The 21160-nt window shown below is 56.8% G+C and carries 12 protein-coding genes and 1 tRNA gene; 8 read left to right on the top strand and 5 right to left on the bottom strand.

Annotated features, from left to right (window positions below; genetic code table 11):
* The first annotated feature begins 255 nt into the window (after positions 1 to 255).
* Together ABIT76_05085 and fabF are read left to right on the top strand one after the other, a co-directional pair.
* Positions 256 to 1434, top strand: a complete 1179-nt coding sequence (locus ABIT76_05085; protein MEO7932515.1) for a GuaB3 family IMP dehydrogenase-related protein — start codon at positions 256 to 258, stop codon at positions 1432 to 1434.
* Positions 1435 to 1457: 23 nt separating this feature from the next.
* Entirely contained in the window at positions 1458 to 2717 is a 1260-nt protein-coding gene (fabF, locus tag ABIT76_05080) for a beta-ketoacyl-ACP synthase II (GenBank protein MEO7932514.1), read from the top strand.
* A gap of 94 nt (positions 2718 to 2811) precedes the next feature.
* Here the strand turns inward: fabF and ABIT76_05075 are convergent, their stop codons facing one another.
* Positions 2812 to 3339, bottom strand: a complete 528-nt coding sequence (locus ABIT76_05075; protein MEO7932513.1) for a hypothetical protein — start codon at positions 3337 to 3339, stop codon at positions 2812 to 2814.
* 68 nt (positions 3340 to 3407) lie between these two features.
* Positions 3408 to 5582 carry a serine/threonine-protein kinase gene (locus ABIT76_05070; GenBank protein MEO7932512.1) on the bottom strand — a complete coding sequence of 725 codons (2175 nt, stop codon included), beginning with the start codon at positions 5580 to 5582 and terminating at the stop codon, positions 3408 to 3410.
* Between the two features lie 99 nt (positions 5583 to 5681).
* Between ABIT76_05070 and ABIT76_05065 the strand changes: the two genes are divergently transcribed.
* Together ABIT76_05065 and ABIT76_05060 are read left to right on the top strand one after the other, a co-directional pair.
* Complete coding sequence (locus ABIT76_05065) at positions 5682 to 6653, top strand: adenylate/guanylate cyclase domain-containing protein (protein ID MEO7932511.1); 972 nt, start codon at positions 5682 to 5684, stop codon at positions 6651 to 6653.
* Positions 6654 to 7343 (top strand): ubiquinone/menaquinone biosynthesis methyltransferase, encoded by a 690-nt coding sequence (locus ABIT76_05060; protein MEO7932510.1) that lies wholly within the window; start codon positions 6654 to 6656, stop codon positions 7341 to 7343. It begins immediately after the preceding gene.
* A 258-nt stretch (positions 7344 to 7601) separates the two neighbouring features.
* On the opposite strand, the gene ABIT76_05055 is transcribed toward ABIT76_05060, so the two are convergent.
* Together ABIT76_05055 and ABIT76_05050 are read right to left on the bottom strand one after the other, a co-directional pair.
* Positions 7602 to 7673: transfer RNA gene (locus ABIT76_05055), tRNA-Arg, on the bottom strand.
* A gap of 570 nt (positions 7674 to 8243) precedes the next feature.
* On the bottom strand, positions 8244 to 9191 hold the full coding sequence (locus ABIT76_05050; protein MEO7932509.1) for a helix-turn-helix domain-containing protein: 948 nt from the start codon (positions 9189 to 9191) through the stop codon (positions 8244 to 8246).
* A gap of 296 nt (positions 9192 to 9487) precedes the next feature.
* On the opposite strand from ABIT76_05050, the gene ABIT76_05045 reads away from it, so the two are divergent.
* The 4 genes from ABIT76_05045 (at position 9488) to ABIT76_05030 (ending at position 18999) form a co-directional block, all read left to right on the top strand.
* A complete protein-coding gene (locus ABIT76_05045) occupies positions 9488 to 11272 on the top strand; it encodes an autotransporter-associated beta strand repeat-containing protein (protein MEO7932508.1) in 1785 nt (594 codons plus the stop codon).
* A gap of 486 nt (positions 11273 to 11758) precedes the next feature.
* Positions 11759 to 13543, top strand: a complete 1785-nt coding sequence (locus ABIT76_05040) for an autotransporter-associated beta strand repeat-containing protein (GenBank protein MEO7932507.1) — start codon at positions 11759 to 11761, stop codon at positions 13541 to 13543.
* A gap of 38 nt (positions 13544 to 13581) precedes the next feature.
* The gene (locus tag ABIT76_05035) at positions 13582 to 17325 is read left to right on the top strand and encodes a sialate O-acetylesterase (GenBank protein ID MEO7932506.1); all 3744 of its coding nucleotides are present in this window, start codon (positions 13582 to 13584) and stop codon (positions 17323 to 17325) included.
* Positions 17326 to 17403: 78 nt separating this feature from the next.
* Positions 17404 to 18999 (top strand): SGNH/GDSL hydrolase family protein, encoded by a 1596-nt coding sequence (locus tag ABIT76_05030; GenBank protein MEO7932505.1) that lies wholly within the window; start codon positions 17404 to 17406, stop codon positions 18997 to 18999.
* A 163-nt stretch (positions 19000 to 19162) separates the two neighbouring features.
* Here ABIT76_05030 and ABIT76_05025 read toward each other — a convergent pair whose 3' ends face one another.
* A complete protein-coding gene (locus ABIT76_05025; GenBank protein MEO7932504.1) occupies positions 19163 to 21160 on the bottom strand; it encodes a sodium:proline symporter in 1998 nt (665 codons plus the stop codon).

Genomic DNA, 21160 nt, shown 5'->3' with positions numbered 1-21160 from the left:
CCGCTGCATTTGCTCCTGCCAGCCTATGTCGTTTTCGGCCTGATTTTTATCATGACGCTCTGGCTTTGGGCCAATTGGATCCGCAAAAGAAGAGAAAGCGAAGTCTTGCGTTACCGGCTGCAATGTATAATTTGCGCACTCCCCTTTGAAGACCGGAGCGACAACCCCCTGCCGCGCTGTCCGAAATGTGGCAGCCTCAATGAACGAGGCAACAGCTAAAACAACGCAACTTAACTTTTTCAAAACCAATTATTTATGGGAATGTGGATCGGACGTAATCGCAAGGCACGGGTCACTTATGGCTTCGACGAGATCGCCCTCGTCCCCGGTGCCATCACCATCAACCCCAATGAGGTGGACATCTCATTCCAAGTCCCGCGGCGCGATTCGGAACCCCTCAAACTCAGCATTCCCATTCTCGCCAGCGCCATGGACGGCGTCGTCGACGTGCGTTTCGCCATCGCCATGGGCAAGCTTGGCGGTCTCGCTGTTCTGAACCTCGAAGGCGTCCAAACTCGCTACGAAAACCCCGACGAAGTCCTTCAGCAAGTGGTCGAGGCCGACAAAGATCACGTCACCGGACTGCTCCAAAAGATTTATCTCGAACCCATCCGCGAAGACCTCATTGCGAAGCGCGTGCAGGAAATCAAGGCAGGTGGTGGTTTTGCAGCGGTTAGTTCCATTCCGCAAAAAGCGGACCGTTACGCCGCCATCGCCCAGGAAGCGGGAGCCGATCTTTTCGTCGTCCAAAGCACCGTCTCGACGGTTCGCCACATTTCCACCGAATACCAGTCGCTAGAACTGGCGAAATTCTGCGCAGGACTGAAAATCCCCGTCATCATCGGCAACACTGTCGGCTACGACGTGACTCTCGAAATCATGCAATGCGGCGTCGCTGGCGTCCTCATCGGAGTCGGACCCGGAGCGGCCTGCACCTCGCGTGGCGTCCTCGGACTCGGCGTGCCACAGGTCACCGCCACCGTCGATTGCGCAGCGGCTCGCGACCAATATTTCAAGCAAACCGGACGCTACGTCCCGATCATCACCGACGGCGGCATGAGCAAGGGCGGCGACGTTTGCAAGGCGCTCGCCTGCGGTTCCGACGCCGTCATGGTCGGCAGCGCCTTCGCCAAAGCGCAGGAAGCTCCCGGCAAAGGCAACCACTGGGGCATGGCCACGCCGCACGCGAATCTGCCTCGCGGCACCCGTATCAAAGTCGGCACCACCGGCTCGCTCAAACAAATCCTCTTCGGCCCGGCGGAAGTCGATGACGGCTCACAAAATCTCGTTGGTGCCATCACGACTTGCATGGGCAACGTCGGCGCGGCCAGCATTCGCGAGTTTCAGGAAACCGAAATCATCATTGCCCCGTCGATCAAGACCGAGGGCAAGCTCTTCCAGACCGTCCAAAGCGTCGGAATGGGCACCCGCTAATCCCTCATCTCGCCCACACTCCCATGAATACTCGCAGAGTCGTCATCACTGGCATCGGCGTCATTTCCCCCGTTGGAAATGATCTTCCCACGTTTTGGGACAGCTTGAAACACGGCCGCAGCGGCGTCGGTCTCATCCAGGCTTTCGACACCACGGGCTACGGCTGCAAGATCGCGGGCGAGGTTAAAAACTTCGATCCAGTTCCCTTCTTCGCCAACCCGAAGGACTCGCGGCGCGCGGATCGTTTCACCCAGCTTGGCATGGCGGCGAGCAAGATGGCAGTCGCTGACAGCGGGCTCGATCTCGAAAAAATCGATGTCACCCGTTTCGGAGTGATCGTCGGCAGCGGCATCGGCGGCCTCGGCACGCTGGAGGCGCAGCACACCAACCTCATTCTAAAAGGTCCGGGTCGCGTCAGTCCGTTCATGATCCCGATGATGATCTCCAACATGGCGAGCGGCATCATTTCCATGGAGTTCAATTTCCAGGGCCCGAACCTCAGCGTCGTCTCGGCTTGCGCGACCGCAAACAACGCACTCGGCGAAGCCTGGCGCATCATCAAGTTTGGCGACGCCGACGGTTTTCTCGCCGGTGGCAGCGAGGCGGCTTGCGTTCCGCTCGGCATCTCCGGTTTCGACAACATGAAGGCGATGAGCACGCGCAACGACGACCCAGAGCGCGCCAGCCGTCCATTTGACTTGGGGCGCGATGGCTTCGTTCTCAGCGAAGGCGCGGGCGTTCTCGTCCTCGAGGAAATGGAACACGCCAAGGCTCGCGGAGCCCGGATTTATTGCGAACTCGCCGGCTACGGCGTCACCGCCGACGCCTACCACATGAGCAGTCCGCGCCCCGATGGATCATCCGTCGCACGTTGCATGACTCTGGCGCTGAAACACGCCGGGGTGAATCCCGACGAGGTCGATTACATCAACGCCCACGCGACTTCCACCGGACTCGGCGACATTGCGGAAACTCAGGCGATCAAGCTCGCATTTGGCGACGCAGCCATCCCTGCAAACGGTGGAAAAATCGCCGTCAGCAGCACCAAATCCATGACCGGCCACACCCTCGGTGCCGCCGGTGCCATCGAAATGGCTGCCTGCATCATGGCCATGCGCGACGGCATTCTCCCGCCGACGATCAATCTGGAAAACCAGGATCCTGCCTGCGATCTCGACTACGTTCCTAATGTAGCCCGCGAGGCCAAAGTCAAAGTCGTCGTCAACAATTCCTTCGGCTTCGGCGGTCACAACGCCACGCTCGTCGCGACGGCATTCGAGTAATATTCCGATCCCACTCGGATCACTCCCAAACGCAAAAACACCGGCTGCATGAGTTCGCTCACAGCCGGTGTTTTCGTTTCAGTTTGAGTCGATTCTAAGCACCCGTGCCGACGTATTCGGCGGAATACGTATCAAACTTCGCCACCTCGCCCTTGGCCGGAGTCGATTGCACGTCATAGACATTGTTGCCCACGATTTCCTTCGATTCTGTGTCGAAAATCATCACCGATTTTTTGCCGGTGCTCTCGGAATTGCGCTCCGTATCCACCGCGATGTAACGGCTCTTGCGTTTCTTTTTGGCGGAAGCCTGCGCGGCTCTTTGACGTTCCAAACGAGCTGCCGCGATGCGGGCGCGCTCCTCGGCGATCTGATGCTGACGCTCCGTGGCCTGATGCTTGGCGACGATGTAAACGACGATGGCCGTCGCGATGCCGGTGGCGGCTCCGATGGCGAGGGATTCGTTCGTGCTGGCTCCGGCGCTGCGGGCGATGGTCCCGGCTCCGACTCCGCTCAAACCCCCGAACAGGGCGGCATTGGCACCGGGCGAGAGATTTTCGCAACCGGTGACGAAGAGGGCGAGTGTGGCGACGCAGGCAGAAGCCTTGATGGTGGGGTTTTTCATAGTTGAGCGCAGATTAGGCGGGAAAAAGACCGGTTTGCCAGCGAAAAAACGTCAGTCGAGTGAGAACCTTATCCGCCGTTTTTCTCCAGCCAATCCGCCGCGCGCTTGTCTCCGGCAGCCGCCGCCTTGCGATACCAAGAGCGGGCGTCCTCCAGATTTTTCGTCGTGCCCAAGCCCGATTGCAGACATTGGGCATGAAAAAACATCGCCCGCGCATCGCCTTTCGCGGCCCCTTCGGCGAAGAGCGCGTCGGCCTGCTTTGGATCGGACGGCACCCCGCTGCCATTGATATAAAGCGCACCGAGATTCGCCAGCGCCGGAGTCCAGCCGAGGGCGCGAGCCCGCGTAAATGCCTCCAGCGCCTTCGGGAAATCCTTCTCGCGATTGTAGTAATCGCCCAATTTATCCCAGGCGCGCGGCTCGTCGCTGGCAGCGGCTTCCTGCAGGTAGGCGAGTCCCTTGGAGACGTCGCGCGGCACGCCTTTGCCCAGCAGATACGTCTCGCCGGCGGCCAGTTTGCAACCGGCATCGCCCAGCGCGGCCCCTTGCTCAAACAACCCCACGGCTCGCAGCATGTCGCCGGGTCGATTGCGATTGGAGTAAAGCAGCCCGCCTTGGCGCATGGCCGAGACATCGCCGGTGCGGGCGACGGCTTCGTATAAATCCAGCGCACGATCCGGTTCGTTGGCGCGGATGTTTTGCGCGAGCAACAATTCGGCGCGAACGATGCCCGACTTGGCGGCGAGTTCCAATGCACTGTGGAGTTTCTCAAACTCGCCGGGCGCCAAGGGCGATTCGTCGCGAATGAGACGCGCCGTCATGCCTTCGAGCCGCGTGCGAATCTCACTCCGACCGGGGTATTTTTGGAGCAAATCGAGATAAGCCTGCATCTGGGCCGCCGCTTGAGTTCCATCGGAATTGAGCGATTGCGCCCGAGCGAATGCCTCCTGAAACACCGCCTCCGGGTCCGGCGTCGGCAGAGGCGTGGCAACGATCGGAGTCGCCGTCGGGCTGGCAACTACGGGAGTCGCCGTGGGCGTCGCCTCCGCGATGGGAGTCGGAGTCGAATGTGGCTGGAGGATTTTCTGCAAGACCAACCAGGCTCCACCACCGAGAGCCCCGAAAAAGAGCAACGCGAGGAGGATCAAGACGACTCCTTTTCCCGTTTGGCGCACTCCGGCGGATGTTTGAACCACTCCGGCAGGTGTTTGAAGTGCTCCGACAGGTGTTTGAACCGCTCCGACAGGTGTTTGAACCGCTCCGGCAGGCGTTTGAACCACTCCGGCAGGTGTTTGAAGTGCTCCGGCGGGTGTTTGAAGTGGTTCGGCGATGGTTTCTGCGAGTGTCTCGAAGTTTTCCATGCTCGCGGCCGCCAACGGAGCTTGCAGTTGCGGCGTCTCCAGGCAGTCCTCGATTTCCCGGCGGAGTTCCATGGGATTCTGCGGACGCCGGGCCGGGTCTTTTTCCAGCATGTGACGCAACAAGGCGGCGACGCTCGGGCTGAAACCCACGAGTTGATCGAGCGGCACCGGCTTGTAAAGATGCTGGCTCATGACTTGCGCGAGCGAGCCGGAGTAGGGCGTTTTCCCCAGCAACATGCACCAGAGCGTGACGCCCAAAGAGTAAATGTCGGACCGAATATCGACGTCTTTTTCCTCGAGTTGCTCCGGGCTGGCAAAGTGCGGCGTGCCGAGGAAACCCTGCATCGTGATCGTCGCTTCGCTGGCGTCGCGCACGGCGGATTTGGCCAGGCCGAAGTCGATCAATTTCACCAGCAGCTCGTTCTCCGAGTCGGCCTGGATCATGATGTTGGCTGGCTTGAGGTCGCGATGGACGAGGCCTTGTTTGTCGGCGGCGCCCAGCGCGCGGTTGACTTGCAGTGCGATCTGCAGAGCTTTCGCTACCGGGATCGGACCTTCGCGCCGCAGGAGCGCGTCCACGGTTTCGCCCTCGACGAACTCCATCGCGTAGAAGAAATTTTCGCCCTCCTGCCCGAGGTGGAAGACCGACGCGACATTTGGGTGCCGCAACGCCGCCGCTGCCCGTGCCTCGCGAAAGAAACGTTGCTGCGCCACCTCGCTGCCGAGGTAGCTATGCGTGATGACTTTCAACGCGACGGGACAGCGCAAGTTGGTGTCGAAGGCTTTGTAAGTGATCCCCATCGCGCCCCGACCCAACTCGAAGGGAGCGCCATCGGGCTTCATCTCGACTTCGTAATGCTGGAATCGCTGCGCCTCGGCCATTGGTGCCCGTGATGTAATCCGCTCACGGGGAGAAATGCAACGTCGCTTCGCAAGTCGCACCGATGGACACCACTGGCGAAATCGTGCAATGTCTGCCCCATGCCAGCCCGCGTCCACGTTTCGCCGCCTTCCGGGGAACCTTTTGAAATCATTATCGGCAACACCGCCACCATCGGCCGCACGCCGGACAACACGGTCTGTCTGTCGTCCGATCCGCGCGTCTCGCGGCAGCATTCGCTCATTCGCTGCTTCAACGGAGTTCAATATCAATTGATGGATCTCGGCAGTCGCAACGGGACCTATGTCAACGGCCATCGCGTTGTTACTCCGGTGACGCTCGAGCAAAATGCCGTGATCCGCATTTCCAATCACGAGCTGCGTTTCGAGACCTTTGAAGAAGGCGACTCAGATGGCGATGGCGTCGTCGATGTGACCATTGGCACGACTGGAGCGGGCACGGATTCGTCGATCCAGCACGTGGCGATCCTCGTCTGCGACATCCGGGGGTTCAGCACCGTGGCGGAAACGACGACTCCCGATCTGCTGGCGCGCGGCCTCGGGAGCTGGTTTGCGGAGGCGGGAAATATCGTCAATCTCTCCGGCGGCACGATTGATAAATTTATCGGCGACGCCATTCTCGCCTACTGGCCGAAGCCGAGTCAGGGCACGATCTCAGGGGTCGAATGCGCCGCCGCGCTGGCTGTGGGGCAGAAGTTTCTCGCGGCAACCGAGAAGCGCACCTGGCTGGAGACGGATGCACGGTTTCGCGTGGGAGTCGCATTGCACTTTGGCCCGGTCACTTGTGGAAATATCGGACTCGTGGCCCAGCGCGATGCCACGATTATCGGCGATGCGGTGAACACGGCTTTCCGGCTCGAATCGGTGATGAAGGAGCTAAACCAGGACATCGTTCTCTCCGAAGATTTTGCGAATGAACTTCGTCCGCAACCCGCCCTGAACGACCTCGGGGAGCGTCAACTCAAAGGCAAAAACCAGCGCGTGCGCGTCTTCGGTCTCGCCGACTGGCGCACGCCGCAAGCCGACACGCTTCTTTCCCAGCCCTCGAATTGAATGGAAGCCCACCCGCAGAATCCGGTCTTCATTCAGACGATGTTCGGGAAAATCGCCCGGCGCTACGACCTGGCGAATCATGTTCTTAGTCTCGGCCTCGACTACGGCTGGCGTCGGCGGATTGGCAAAATCGCAGCGGCCCACCGGCCCCGTCTGATCCTCGATCTGGCCACAGGCAGCGGCGATCTGGCATTGACCCTGGCAAAATATTGCCCGGAAGCGGAAGTCGTCGCGGCCGATTTTTGCCTGCCCATGCTCGCCGAAGCCAAGTTGAAAAACGTGCCGAATCTCACAGGTGCCGATGGCACGCGGCTGCCTTTTGCCAATGACACATTCGACGTGCTCACCGTGGCCTTTGGGCTCCGCAACATGGCGTCCTACGAGACGGCGCTGCGTGAATTCCTGCGCGTCCTCCAGCCCAACGGACTCTTACTCGTTCTGGATTTCTCGATGCCGTGCAATTTTCTCAGGCTCCCCTATCGCCTCTATCTGCGGCATTTTCTCCCGCGTCTCGCTGGCCTGCTAACTGGAGAAAAGTGCGCCTACGATTATCTGGGCGAATCCATCGAGGCTTTTCCGAGCGGCAGGCAAATGACCGGTCTCATGGAGCAAGTGGGCGGAGTTGCATCCGAATCACGGCAACTGGCGGGCGGCATCGTTAGCCTTTATCAGGCGAGAAAAAGTGCCTAGCGCTTGGAACGGCGGCCAGTATGAAAACCCTCTTCGTCTTCGTAGCCTTCGACAGCATTGAAATTGGCCCACAAGAGCATTAGGGAGCCGGTCAAAAAGACAGCTCCGATGAGGGAAAACATGATGAACATAGTCGGGGAGAATATGAAGTAACTGGGGAGTTCGAGCTATAAACCACCGATTCTCGTTTGTGACAAATGTTTTTTTGGAAAAATGGCTGATCTTTCTCACGAATGAGTGGAAAACAATCCAAAAGAGTGTCTCCACCGGGAATCGAACCCAGATCTAGAGTTTAGGAAACCCTCGTTCTATCCGTTGAACTATGGAGACAGTGATTTGAACGACCTGCGTCGATTATCAGCGTTTTGAATGCTTATCTTAAGGCAATAGTTAAGGCATATTCACTGACGTTCGGCCATGTGCGCAGACATATTGCGGGTAGGATCAGTCTTAATTTTGTCCTTCAATGAATCGGAGCATGTCATGTTTTCTTGAAACCTCAAGCCAGCTTGTATCTCGTGACTGCTCGATGAGCCGCGCTACCATAATCGATTTTCGGGCAGCGGTGTTCTATGGCTCAAGCCAAGGGTCCACGAGTCTGCCAGCGCCTCGGCCTGTTTCAGCACCAGTGCCCGTAGCCTCCTCCTGTCCTTCCGGACCAGTCGAGCCGAAAGATTTCTGGTGCGAAGACCGGATAGCTTGAATGGCCGTGACACTCAAAGCTAACATCTTCCGATGCAATCAAGCCGTTACGGTCTCTAGATGAGAGTCAGTCTGTCAGTGACTCCTTCAAGCGGCGGGTAGCATCTTCAGCCTCGTGCACCCAAATATGCACTCAAGAATAAAGCCATCCCAGATCCTTGGAGGGTCCAAGAACAGGGGCTAAAGGGCAGACAATGGCTAAACAGGTATTTTTGGAAATTTCTCGACGAGAAAGGCTGGAGGTCTGGTCTCTATTTTATGGTGAGGCGATTTTGCTGCGTGCAGGCGATAATCTTGCGGTGCGGACCCCATGCGTCGGGAAAACCATTTGGTAAAGTGGGAGGGTTGTTTGAATCCCAGCCGATAGCCGATTTCCTTAATGGACATGGTCGTTGCCTCGAGGCTCCTGACCGCTGATTCGTGCCTCAATTGTTCCCAGTATTCGTAGGGTGTGGTGTTGAATTCCTTGAGGAATAGACGATCCAGTTGGGCTCTTCCCAACGAGGTCTCGCGCTGGAGATGAGCGGCGGGAAACGAGCTGTCGAGAGGCACGGTGTGCAGGCATTCTGCAGCGCGCCAAAGACGTTCATCTCCCCCACCCGCACGAGAAAGAATCTTCCCTTCGTGTGACATGGCATCGTAATAATCGATCATCCATTGCAGGAATCTTTGCTGGATTTTCAGAAACACCGGATATTCCGTCGTCTGCTGAAGAAACTCCAGGCGTACCCCGGGAAAGTGTTTGCGAACCAGCCTTTCCAATCGGTAAGCGCTTCTCTCCAGACGAGGAAACTTCTCGGCATCAAGGACGACCGCATTGTTTTCCGTGAACAAATTCTCTCCGGAAGGCCATTGGCATCGGAAATGAACAGAGAGGATGTGGGCATCGGAAGAAAATTCTTGAAGCGTCGAGCCATGGGGAGACACCAGCCATTGATTGGCGTGAGCGACAGTGGTCTGGTTGCCCATCTTCAAACTCACGCTGCCAGCTCTAATGAGCCAGACCCATTCCGCAAAACGATGATCTGCTGCTACGTATAATGACTCTGCCGCCACAGGGCCGTCGTAGATCCAGAGTATATCTGTGCGGAGGCAGCTCCAACGCAGAGCAGGGGTAGAATAATCGGGGGGGCGAAACGAATTCATGGGGGGGGTGCGACAAACTTACCCTTTTGGTTATCTGATGTCGACATAATCCGCAAACTGGATTGCGTGCGGCTTTGGAGAATTTTTGGAAATTTGGCGTCCATTAGGTGCGCACTCCTTTGCAGTTCTTTTAGGCCCAATTGCCCATCGGATCTAGTGATTTGCCGCCCTTGAGTTTCGAGAATGTAGAAAAAGAGATCATACAATGTCGAAGATAGGAAACCTCCATACCTTGTTTTCAAACAAAAGGTCGCTATTGATCGTACACATTAACCACTTCCCCCCGTTTCCCCCTTATGAAAAATAATTCCACCTTGGACCTTGCCAAATGCGTCGCCATCAGCCTCGGGCTTTCCATCACAGCATTTTCTCCGCTGGCGCAGGCAGCTACCGGCAATTGGCTCAATATAGGTTCTGACTGGAACACCAATGCGAATTGGAGTGGTGCCAGCTATCCTGGAACCGCTGGTGGTGAGACTGCTACGCTCCCTTCGGCCGCCACCGCCGTGAATCCCAATCTCGATGTTAGTATTTTGATCAATACACTTAACATCGATAACACCCAGGCCGATTATGATATTACCACGGCGACCTCCTCCGTCTTTACCATTGCCACTTCGATCGTCACGACTGGCGGCGGGACGACCAACATCGCTCCCCAAATCCTTTTTGGATCTGGTGCACGTACAATTAACAACGGTACGACTACTCTAAACTTGAATGGTGGCATTAGTCTTATTGGCCAAGGGCCTGTGGTGACGCTCACCAATAGCACGCCTATTGTCGTGAGTAGTATAACCACGGGCAACGGCCCCGGAGCGGACGATGTCCTTTCCATTCAGGGCACCGGCAGCATGACGGTCACGGGCAGCATTGCCCCAGGGGCTGGGTTCAATACCATCAGTCTTGCTGTACCAATTGCGGGTTACACCGGCACTCTGAGACTCGAGGGGAGCAATACATTTTCGACGACTACATTGTGGAGGGGTGGAACGATCGAGGTTGCCAACAATGGAGCCTTGGGTGGCCAAAATATAACTGTGGGTAGTAGCGCTGTAAGTACTCAGGCAAGCCTGCTCACAACTGGAGCCTTCTCGACCCCTGCCAACATCACTTTCAGCGGTGCAAACACTTCATTTACTCTTGGAGGTTCGCAGACAAGCGGGACATCGACTTACTCCGGCACCGTTAACCTCACGGCTCTTCAAGCTGTGAACAACGGTCTAAATGTCACCGCCGCCACTGGAGGCACAGTATCGTTCACCAACGTGATATCCAGCCTGGCAAATTCCGCTCACTTCATCACGAAAATTGGTAACGGCGTGGTCAAGTTAAGCGGCGTAAATACCTACGGCGGCGGGACCCTCATCAATGCAGGCACGTTGGAGGCTAATACTGTAGTAGGCGGCACTAACTCGTCGACAGGCACGGGGAATGTAACGGTTTTCATTGGGGGGACGCTCGGCGGCACTGGCCAGATTCGGCCAGGTGTTCTAGGCGTGAATCAGCAATTTGTCTCGGTATCGAACGGCGGTCATCTCGCTCCTGGAGTTGTCGCGGGCACTCCGGGGGCTGGCATCGGCACTCTGACGCTAGATAGTGGAGGGAGCACGGCTACTAACATTCTCTCAATGGCTTCCGGCTCAGACTTTCAGTTTGCCCTCGGTGTTGCCGGAACGTTTGCAGTAGATGGAACCAACGATCTTCTAGTGATTAGCAACTCTGCGGCTAGCGATGTGGCTTTCAATGGGAACGCGATTGATTTCCTAGGCACTGGAGCGGTGGGTGTCTATCGGCTCTTCGATGGGCTAGCGACTTCTACTGAAGCTTCAGATACTTGGGCGGGTTTGACTCTGGGTGGAGTATCCACTCGTCAAATCACTAGCGGACTTACTGTGACGAATCTCGCTGCGGGATTGACCGGCACCCTCTTTGTGGGCGATGGGGGAAGTTTTGGAACTCAAGCTGGAGATATTTATCTCAATGTCGTTGCGGTCCCCGAGCCATCCACCTATGCGATGATAATCGGCGGATTCGGGATTTTAATCGGCGTGCAGCGCGCCCGCCGTCGCAGCCTCTAAAACATAAAGGCTAAATCGAAAACGCTTCTCCATTCGCGTGGGGAGGCGCTTTTCTTTAGACGGCTACTAACCAACTGGAACTATGGAATTGTAGCGGTTGTTATAACTGTCGCTTTAGCAGTGATGAAGGGAAGTCTTTTGGCACCGTAAGCTACGGTTGGATTCTGACGACACAATGCGCGCGCTCTAATCCGCGCAGACTGTGTTTATCCTCTTCGTCCCAGGAATGTTAACAAGTTCTCCAAAGTCGAAAGTCCTTCTTGGATTTTAGGTTTACTTCACTCCGTTGAGCTTCCTGGATGTTTAAAAACAGATCATACAATGTCGAAATAGGGATACCTCCATCTCTTGGTTGCCAACCAAGCGGTTGCTATGGTCGTTACACATTCGTTCCCTAGATCAACTTCTGCCGCAGCGTCGATGGAAACTGGCTCAGTTTCATCTGAACCCAAGCCTCAATACTTATCCGCTTTGTCTTCCCTCCCTATGAAAAACAAATATTCCACCTCGTCCCTCGCCAAATGCGTCGCCCTCAGCCTCGGGCTTTTCATCACCGCATTTTCTCCGCTGGCCCAGGCAGCTACCGGCACTTGGCTAAACACCGGTTCTGACTGGAACACCAATGCTAATTGGAGCGCTTCCCCCTATCCAGGATCCGCAGGTGGTGACAATGCGACCCTCGCGGCGGTCGCCACCGCCGTGAATCCCAATCTAGATGTCAATATTCAGATCGCGACGCTTAACATCGACAACAGCCAAGCCGACTATAATATAACCACAGCGACCTCTTCCGTCTTTACCATTGATACTTCGATCATCACGACGGGCGGCGGGACAACCAACATCGCTCCCCGAATTGTTTTTTCTTCAAGTAGTGCGCGCACCATTAACAACGGCACGACTGTTTTGAATTTAAATGGAGGCATTAGTCTTAATGCCACGGGTCCTTTGTTGACGCTTACCAATAGCACCCCTGTTGTCGTCAGTAGTGTAAACACGACCAACGGAACTGGTGCCACTACGGATGTGCTTTCCATTCAGGGCACCGGTAGCATGACTGTCACGGGCAGCATTGCCTCAGGGTCCGGGTTCGCTGTCGTCAAACTTGAATCATCAACTACGCCTTACACCGGCACTTTGAGACTCGAGGGGAGCAATGCATTTTCAGCGACTACAGTTTGGAGGGGTGGAACGCTTGAGATTGCCAACAATGGAGCCTTGGGTGGCCAGAATATAACTTTGGGTAGTAGTGCTGTGAGTACTCAGGCAAGCCTGTTCACCACCGGAGCCTTCTCGACCCCTGCCAACATCGCTTTCAACGCTGGTGCAAACAGCTCATACACCGTGGGAGGCTCACAAACGACCGGGACCTCGATTTACTCCGGCACCGTTAACCTCGCGAATATTGGGGCTGCGAACAACGGTCTAAATCTCACCTCCGCCTCTGGAGGCACTGTGTCGTTCACCAACGTGATCTCCAGCTCAGCGGGGAACACCAATCAGTTCATTAAGAAAGTCGGTAACGGCGTGGTTAAATTAAGCGGCGTCAATACCTACTCCGGCGGAACCTTCATCAACGCAGGCACGTTGGAGGCTAACACTGCGGTAAGTGGTACCAATTCAGCGACAGGCACCGGGAGTATTACGGTCGGAGCGACGCTCGGCGGCACCGGTCAAATTCGGCCGACTGTTCTCGGATCTACCCAGCAATTTGTCTCAGTATCCAGCGGCGGTCACCTCGCTCCGGGAGTTGTCGCAGGCACTCCGGGGGCTGGCATCGGCACTCTGACGCTAGATAGTGGAGGGAGCACGGCTGCTAACATTCTCTCAATGGCTTCCGGCTCAGACTTTCTGTTCGCCCTCGGTGCGGCCGGAACGTTCCTGATACCCGGAGCCAGCGATCTTTTGGTGATTAGCAACTCTGCGGTTGATGATGTGGCCTTCAACGGTAATGCGATTAACTTCCTAGGCACCGGTGCTGCGGGTGTCTATCGGCTCTTCGATGGGTTAGCGACTTCTACCGAAGCTGCAGACACTTGGCAGGGTCTGGTCTTGGGTGGAGCATCCGGGCGAGAAATTACTAGCGGACTCACTGTGACGAACCTCGGCGCTGGATTGACCGGCACCCTCTTTGTGGGCGATGGGGTAAGTTTTGGAGCCCAAGCGGGAGATATTTATGTGGCTGTGGTTCCCGAGCCATCCACTGTGATCATGGGCATTTTTTGTTCGGGCATTGCCGCATCTTTCTACTTTAGGAGAAAAAAGGCCTAGTTTCCGCCAAAGGACATTCTTTCCATTAAACCCCTTTTATGTTGCGCCCCCTGACGCCCGCGTTCATTCGATCTCTAGCGGCTCTGTTTGGCCTCCTTTTAGCCGTTCTCGTCCCAGCGCCAGCGCAGGCAGCTATCAATATTATGCCGTTGGGCGACTCAATTACCCAAGGTGGAAAAAGCGGCATCGGCAGTGTCTATTACGCGTCCTACCGCTACGCGCTTTATTTCAAACTCCAGAGCGCCGGCTACGCCGTGAACATGGTCGGTTCCCTCAACGTCACCAGCCCGACCACCCCGACGCCAAGCGCGACGAATTATCCGCTCTACGCCACCAGTTTCGACCGCGACCACGAGGGACATTTCGGCAAAACCACCGCCTATTTGAATTCGAACCCGAATTCAAACATCACCACCTGGCTGGCTGGCCTGCCCGCCGCCGACAAACCGGATTTAGTCGTTCTGAACATCGGCACCAACGACGCCAACAACATCCCTACTTCCACCTTTATCTCGCAGCTGACCAGCGTCATCGCCAAACTACGGGCCGCCAACCCGTCCGTGAAAATCGTCCTTTCGAACATCATGGTGTTCCTCAACCACGAGACAGCGTGCATCGATTTCAACGCGGCGCTCGCGCAACTCGCACCTTCACTCAGCACAGCCGCATCGCCCATCGTGTTGGCGGACATCAACACCAACCTGCCGACCAACGCGCGCTACGACGGCATCCATCCTAATCTGGTGGGCGAGGAGCATCTCGCGACCGTATATTTCGCCGCCATCCAGTCCCTGCTCGGTCCGGCGTTTTCGTTTACGGTCGACAAAATTTTCGGCCCAAACATGGTTTTGCAGCGCTCGCAGCCGATTAATGTCTGGGGCACCGGTGCCCCGGGAGCGACCGTGACAGTGGCTCTCCGCAATGGAGCGACCACGCTCACCTCCGGCACCGGGCAAGTCAACGGCACCGGCCAATGGATCGTCACCTTGCCGGCGGTCAACACCTTTGGAGGTCCCTTTGTGCTCTCCATCGCGAGCGGCACGCAAACGATTACCCATGACAACGTGCTCGTAGGCGATGTCTGGCTGTGCAGTGGCCAGTCCAACATGGATCTGACAGTGAAGGAAAATAACGCGAACACGGCCTTCACTGCTCTTAACCCCGCCACCGACGACCTCATCCGGCATTTTTCCGTCGAGCATCTCTACAACGCCGCGCCACAGGAGACGCTCGGCGACCGCGCAGACGAAACGGGCAACCAGTGGCAAAGCACCGCCGTCCCCGCCGTAGATGGATTCACAGCATCTGGGTTTTTCTTCGCGCGAAGCTATCGCGCCGCCAACCCGGGCGTGCCGATCGGCATCATCAAGGCCGCCTGGGGCTCGACTCTGATCGAATCGTGGTTAAGCGCCGAAACGCAGGCCTCGCGCCCCGACCTCGCCGCGCGCGCTGCCGTCATCGCGGCTGATCCCGCCAACGCTCCCGACGTGCAGGGCACACGCCAGCGTCAGCCCGCTGTCTGCTACAACGGCATGATCTATCCGCTGCGTCGTTTCGCTCTCCGCGGCTTCCTTTGGTATCAAGGCGAGAGCAACGCCAACGCGGCCGGTGTGCTCACTTATCCGATCACCCAGCGACTCCTTATCCAGAGCTGGCGCACACTCTGGGGTGGTACCGCCCGCCCGTGGGTTACTGTGCAATTGCCCGGCTTCGCTCATACTGGCGAACCGATCTACTGGCCGTGGCTGCGCGATGCCCAGACTACTACTCTGCAAGAGCCCTCCACCGCCGTCCTCGGCTCCATCGACTTGGGTTCCAGTCTGACGGATCTCGGCGACGCCGATCGGGAATTGCACCCGCGCACGAAGGTCGAGCTGGGTCGGCGTCTTGCCACGCTTGTCCGGGCGAAGTTCGACGGCGCAACAGGTCTGGTCTCCGAAGGCCCCGCGCCGCTCGGCGTCGAGTTGGCTTCGCCCGGAGTGCTTCGCGTCTCCTTCGATATGAAGGGCTCCGCCGCCCTGACTACCACCGGCAACGCCGCTCCCACCGGGCTCGAAGTCGCCGGTAGCGATGGAGTGTATTACCCAGCCACTACAACGGTGCTGGAGTCGTCGTCCTCGATCCGAGTGGCCAGCACATCGGTGCCTGCCCCGCTCTATGTGCGCTATGCAATGAGCAATCTATTCACCGGCAATCTCTTTAATGCCGAGAGCCAACCGCTGCCCGTCCTGCCCTTCCGAATGGAGCCGCCGGTCTTGGGCCCTGTTAATTTCGCCCTGAGTGCCACGCCCACTCCCGGGCTGGTCTCACTGACCTGGAACTTCCCCGTGGGCACGACCCGGTTTGAGGTAAAACGCGCCACCCGAAGCGGCGGCCCTTACACGACCTTGGCCAGCCCGGTGACATGCAGCTACACCGACTCGACCGTCGTCGCTGGCACGATTTATTATTATCTCATTACGGCTAAGAACGACACCGGCTCCTCGTGGAATTCCACGGAGCTGGTAACCGCTTCCGACCTGACGCTGATCAAGGACAACGCAGACGCGAGCGGCGTCACATTCACGGGAGCTTGGAACTCGAGCACCAACCCTGACGCCTACCTAAACAGCTATATCCACGACAATAATACCGGCAAGGGGACAAAGGGTGCCACATTCACTCCGACACTTCCGTCGGATGGTGATTACTACGTCTATGCACACTGGGTAGCTGCGCCTAATCGCGCAACTAACGTGCCGATCGACATCGTTACCGCCTCCGGGACCTCTACCGTCACGGTCAACCAGCAACTCAACGGCTCTGCTTGGAATCTTCTCGGCTGCTATACGTTTTCCGCCTCCACCGCTTCCGTTACGATTCGCACTACCGGCACCAATGGCTATGTGGTCGCTGACGCGGTCAGCCTCGTCCATGTTTCCGGCTTTGCCGTGGACAACACCGATGCGCCCGTGACAATCGTCGGCACATGGTCGTCTTCCACCGGAACTCCCGGCTATCTTGGCAGCAACTACGTTCACGACGGCAACACTGGCAAAGGCACCAAGAGCTTCTCCTTCAAGCCCGTCTTGTCCGCGATCGGCAACTATCGGGTTTACGCCCGCTGGCCTGCTGAAATCAATCGCGCGACCAACGTGCCGGTGGATATCGTCACTTCCAGCGGGGCGGTAAAGACGGTGACCGTCAATCAGCAGACAAACAGTAATACTTGGAATCTCCTCGGCACCTACACGCTTGCCCCCGCCAACGCCGAAGTGAAGTTCCGCACCGCGGGCACCAACGGTTACGTCATCGCAGACGGTGTGCGCGTGATCCCGATTCCCGCTGTGATGTATTCCAGCCCCTTTGGGTCGTGGCGAGCACAATTCTTCAGCCTAACGGAAATGAACGATCCCTCGATCAGCAGTGACCTCACTGATCCAGATGGCGACGGTGTGATGAATATTTTCGAATATGGCCTTGGCGGTGACCCACTCAATCCCGATGCCTCGGTATTGCCACGCGTCAGCACAAATGCGGGGCGGCTGACTTTGAGCTTTCAACGCGACACGAACCTCTACGATCTGATCTATACGGTGCAGGCAACAAGCACGCTGGACATGCCCAATTCTTGGATCGACATCGCTTCCGGCACGAATGGCGCAGCGCTTACGCCGCTGGTGACCGACACGCTCACAAGCGAAACGCCGGGCGCAGGCACTCTCAAAAACGTGGAAGTGCGTGATTCATTACCCCCCACCCAAGCAACGCGACGGTTTCTACGCCTGAAAATAAGCCGATGAACAGGCAACGACTCAATCAACAATCATACAAACCTAACTCCAAAGCCCCCAAAAACCATGAACCTACCCCCCAAGACTATGAACCTAGATCAACAATCATTGCCACGTCTCACCGCGTTTCAACCTGCATTTATCCGATCGATCGTGGCTTTATTCGGCTTCATCTTCGCCATTCTTTGCGCCGACCCCGCGCAGGCGGCTATCAATATCATGCCGCTGGGCGACTCCATCACGCAAGGTGGGAAAAGCAGTATCGGCAGCACTTATTATGCGTCCTACCGCTACGCCCTTTATTTCAAACTTAAGAATGCTGGCTACGCGGTGAACATGGTCGGTTCCCTCAACGTCACCAGCCCGACTACCCCAACGCCAAGCGCGGCGAATTATCCGAACTACTCGACGACTTTTGATCGCGATCACGAAGGTCACTGGGGAAAGACCACTCTCTATTTAGACCAGAACATTAATACCTGGCTGGCCGGCTTGTCCGCCACCGACAAACCGGATCTAGTTGTCCTGAATATCGGCACAAACGACGCGAACAATATCTCCACTGCCACTTATACCTCGCAGCTAAATAGCGTCATCGACAAGCTCCGGGCATCGAATGCTAACATCACAATCATCCTGTCCAACATCATGGTATTCATCAATCACGAGACGGCCTGCGCCAGCTTCAACACCGCGATCTCCGGCGTAGTCACTTCGAAAAACACGCCCGCCTCGCGGGTCGTGCTGGCAGATATTAACTCCAACCTGCCGGCCAACGCCCGCTACGACGGCATTCATCCCAATCTTGTCGGTGAAGAACATCTCGCCACGGTATATTTTAACGCCATCAAGTCCGTACTCGATCCCGAAGCGATAACGGTGGACAACGCCCAAACCGCCGATGTCTTCCTCACTGGTAGTTGGTTCGCCTCCACCGCCTCGCCTGGTTACTACGGCACGAATTATCACCACGATAATAACATCGATAAAGGCACCAAGTCCTTCGCCTTCCTGCCGACGCTACCGGCGGACGGCGATTGCCTCGTCTTCGCCCGCTGGGTGGCCACTCCCAATCGCGCGACCAATGTTCCCATCGACATCGTCACCACCTCCGGCACCTCGACTGTCACCGTTAATCAGCAACTCAACGGCTCTACTTGGAATCTCCTCGGCTACTATAACTTTTCCGCCGCCACTGCCGAAATTACAATTCGCACCACCGGCACCAATGGCTATGTGATTGCCGATGCTGTGAGCCTGCTACCAGCCGTCGGGACCACCGTGGACAACACCGATGCCGCCGTGACCATCGTCGGCACCTGGTCGCCCTCCACCGGTACTCCAGGCTATCTGGGCACCAACTACGTTCACGACGGCAACACCGGCAAAGGCACCAAGAGCTTCTCCTTCAAGCCTGCCCTGCCCGCGACTGACAGCTATCTGGTTTACGCCCGTTGGCCGGCCGAAATCAATCGCGCGACTAACGTGCCGGTCGATATCGTTACCTCGAATGGCTCAGTGTCCACAGTGACCGTCAATCAGCAGACTAATAGCAACAGCTGGAACCTTCTCGGCACCTACACCCTCGCTCCCGCCAACGCCGAAGTGAAGTTTCGCACCAATGGAACCAACGGATATGTCGTCGCCGACGGTGTACGCGTGATCCCAGTTCCCGTACAATGATCCTCGCGATCTAAACACGACTAAGAGGGGCAGCCACGGAAGTAATCCGTCCAGACGGCGAATGAATGTGGTCGACTTTCGCTCGTTTAGTTTCGCGCCAAACACTGTGGTAAAGTCGCGGGAGATTTATTGCCGCGTCAGGTTGGCAGCGTGGAAATGGAACTCACTTCTTCGACTGCGGAATTTCGCGAATCGCGGTGGTCTCATCGAGATTCATGTTGTTGACCACGGTGCCGTCGTCGAGGTGATTGATGCGCTGGGCTTTCAGCCGTTGGAAGAGGCTTTTGATGTCGCGCACACCGCCCCAGGTAAACCAAATGCCCGTGACGACGGAGATCACGATGGGAATGCCGATACCGGACACCCTCCAGAATTGCGTCCAGAACGAGACCGGCCACGGAGCGATCAGGTTCCAAATGGTGCCGATGATTGACAGGGAAAACCAGACCATGCCCCAGGCAAAGACGCTGCCGGTGATCCATTTGTCGCTGCGCGAAAAATTCTCGTCGAAGCCAATGATCCGTCCCCATGTGAACTTTTTTTCCGCTGGAACGATGGCCTCCATTTCGTCACCGACCTTTTCGATCACGGCGGCGTATTTACCGCGATGCAGCATCCGGTCCATGTTGTAATCCTCGCGGTTCGTCAGGAGGGAGATTCCGACGTAGAGCGCGATGGCCAGCAGGGTGACGTAGAAGGAAATCTCAACGCCGTTGAGCGGAAAAGCGTTGCCGTAAATCTGCCGCAGGAGGATGCCGGTGACCGACAGCGACGAACCGGCGATCAGGGCCGTCCACGCGCCGGTGGTGGTCCCTTTTTTCCAATAAAGTCCGCCGATGATCGCCGCTCCGGCGCCTCCGACGTAGATGGCCATGGTGACCGACCACCACATGGAAATGTATTCCGTCTGCTGAAAGAGCGCCCCGAAGAGAAAAGCAAACACCGCCACGCCAACGATGGACCAGCGCAGAACTCGAATATGTTGCTCCGGGCCGAAGGGTTTTTTCCGCAAGGGCACTAACACGTCCTGCACAAAAATGCCGCCCCAAGAATGTAAATGCGTGGCGTCGCCGCCAAAAATACCCATCAGCAAAACGGCGCAAAGGATTCCCTTGATCCCGATGGGCAGCAGATGAGAGAGAGAGACCGGAACCTCCATCTGCTTTTGGATCTGAGGGCTGTCGATTTGCGAAACTTCGGCATGTACTGCCGCGGCTTGGGCGGCGAAATCCGGGTGTTTCAGAAAAGTAATCGCACAGACGGCAAGGAGGATCATGACCGCCCATTTTCCGCTTTCCCGCCAGCGGCCGAGGATGCCGCCCATCACTGCGGCGTGCGGGGTGATCGCCGCCGATCTGTACCCGCTCGAATTCTGCCAGGCGCCGGTGCTGTAAATGTTCACCAGCATGCCGATGAGAATTATCCAGCCGTTGAAATCCTTGTTCCCCTTCGAATCGAAGGGATTGACCATCGATTGCGTCGGCAAACGATCCAGCAGGACTTCGCTGATCTGGTTCCAGCTAAACATGGTCAGCAACGCGACGATGATGATCAAATAGAAGATTTGGGAGACCATTCCCTCCACACAATCGGTGATCATGACGGTGAGCAAGCCGCCCGCCAGCGCCATAAAGAGCGCGATCGAGAGCAGCACCGCCATGAGAAGGATGTAAGTCGGAAACGTGAAGGAAAGGACTGTCAGTTTGGCCGGCAGGCCGAAAAAATAGATCATGCAACGGGCACCCACGGCGGGGATGATGCCAAAGTTCACGATGCCGGCAAAAAACCCGAGGCAGCCGGTGAAAATGCGAAACGATTTACTGTAACGCAGTTCAAAAAATTGGGAGAGCGTCATCGCCCGCGTTTCGCGAAACCGGTAATAAACAAAACCGAAAATCGTGGTAATCAATCCAGCCGGGATACTCATCCAACTCCACCACAAAGTGGTAAATCCCGCCTGGGCAATTTGTTCAAACCCGGCCACGAAGACTACCGCTCCGGCCTGCAATTCACCCGAGGCCACCGCGAGTAGATAAGGACCGGCCATGCGTCCGCCAGACATGAAATCCGCGACGCTTTTCATTTGTCGCTGGGTATAAATGGCGATGCCCATCACGAATACAAGCGGCAGCGCGACGAGGAGCCAGTCAACGAGATGCAT

The organism is Chthoniobacterales bacterium, from assembly GCA_039930045.1.
Taxonomy (GTDB): Bacteria; Verrucomicrobiota; Verrucomicrobiia; order Chthoniobacterales; family DASVRZ01; genus DASVRZ01.
The sequence above is the reverse complement of the archived record's forward strand: the minus strand, read 5'-3'. Positions and strand labels throughout refer to the sequence as shown.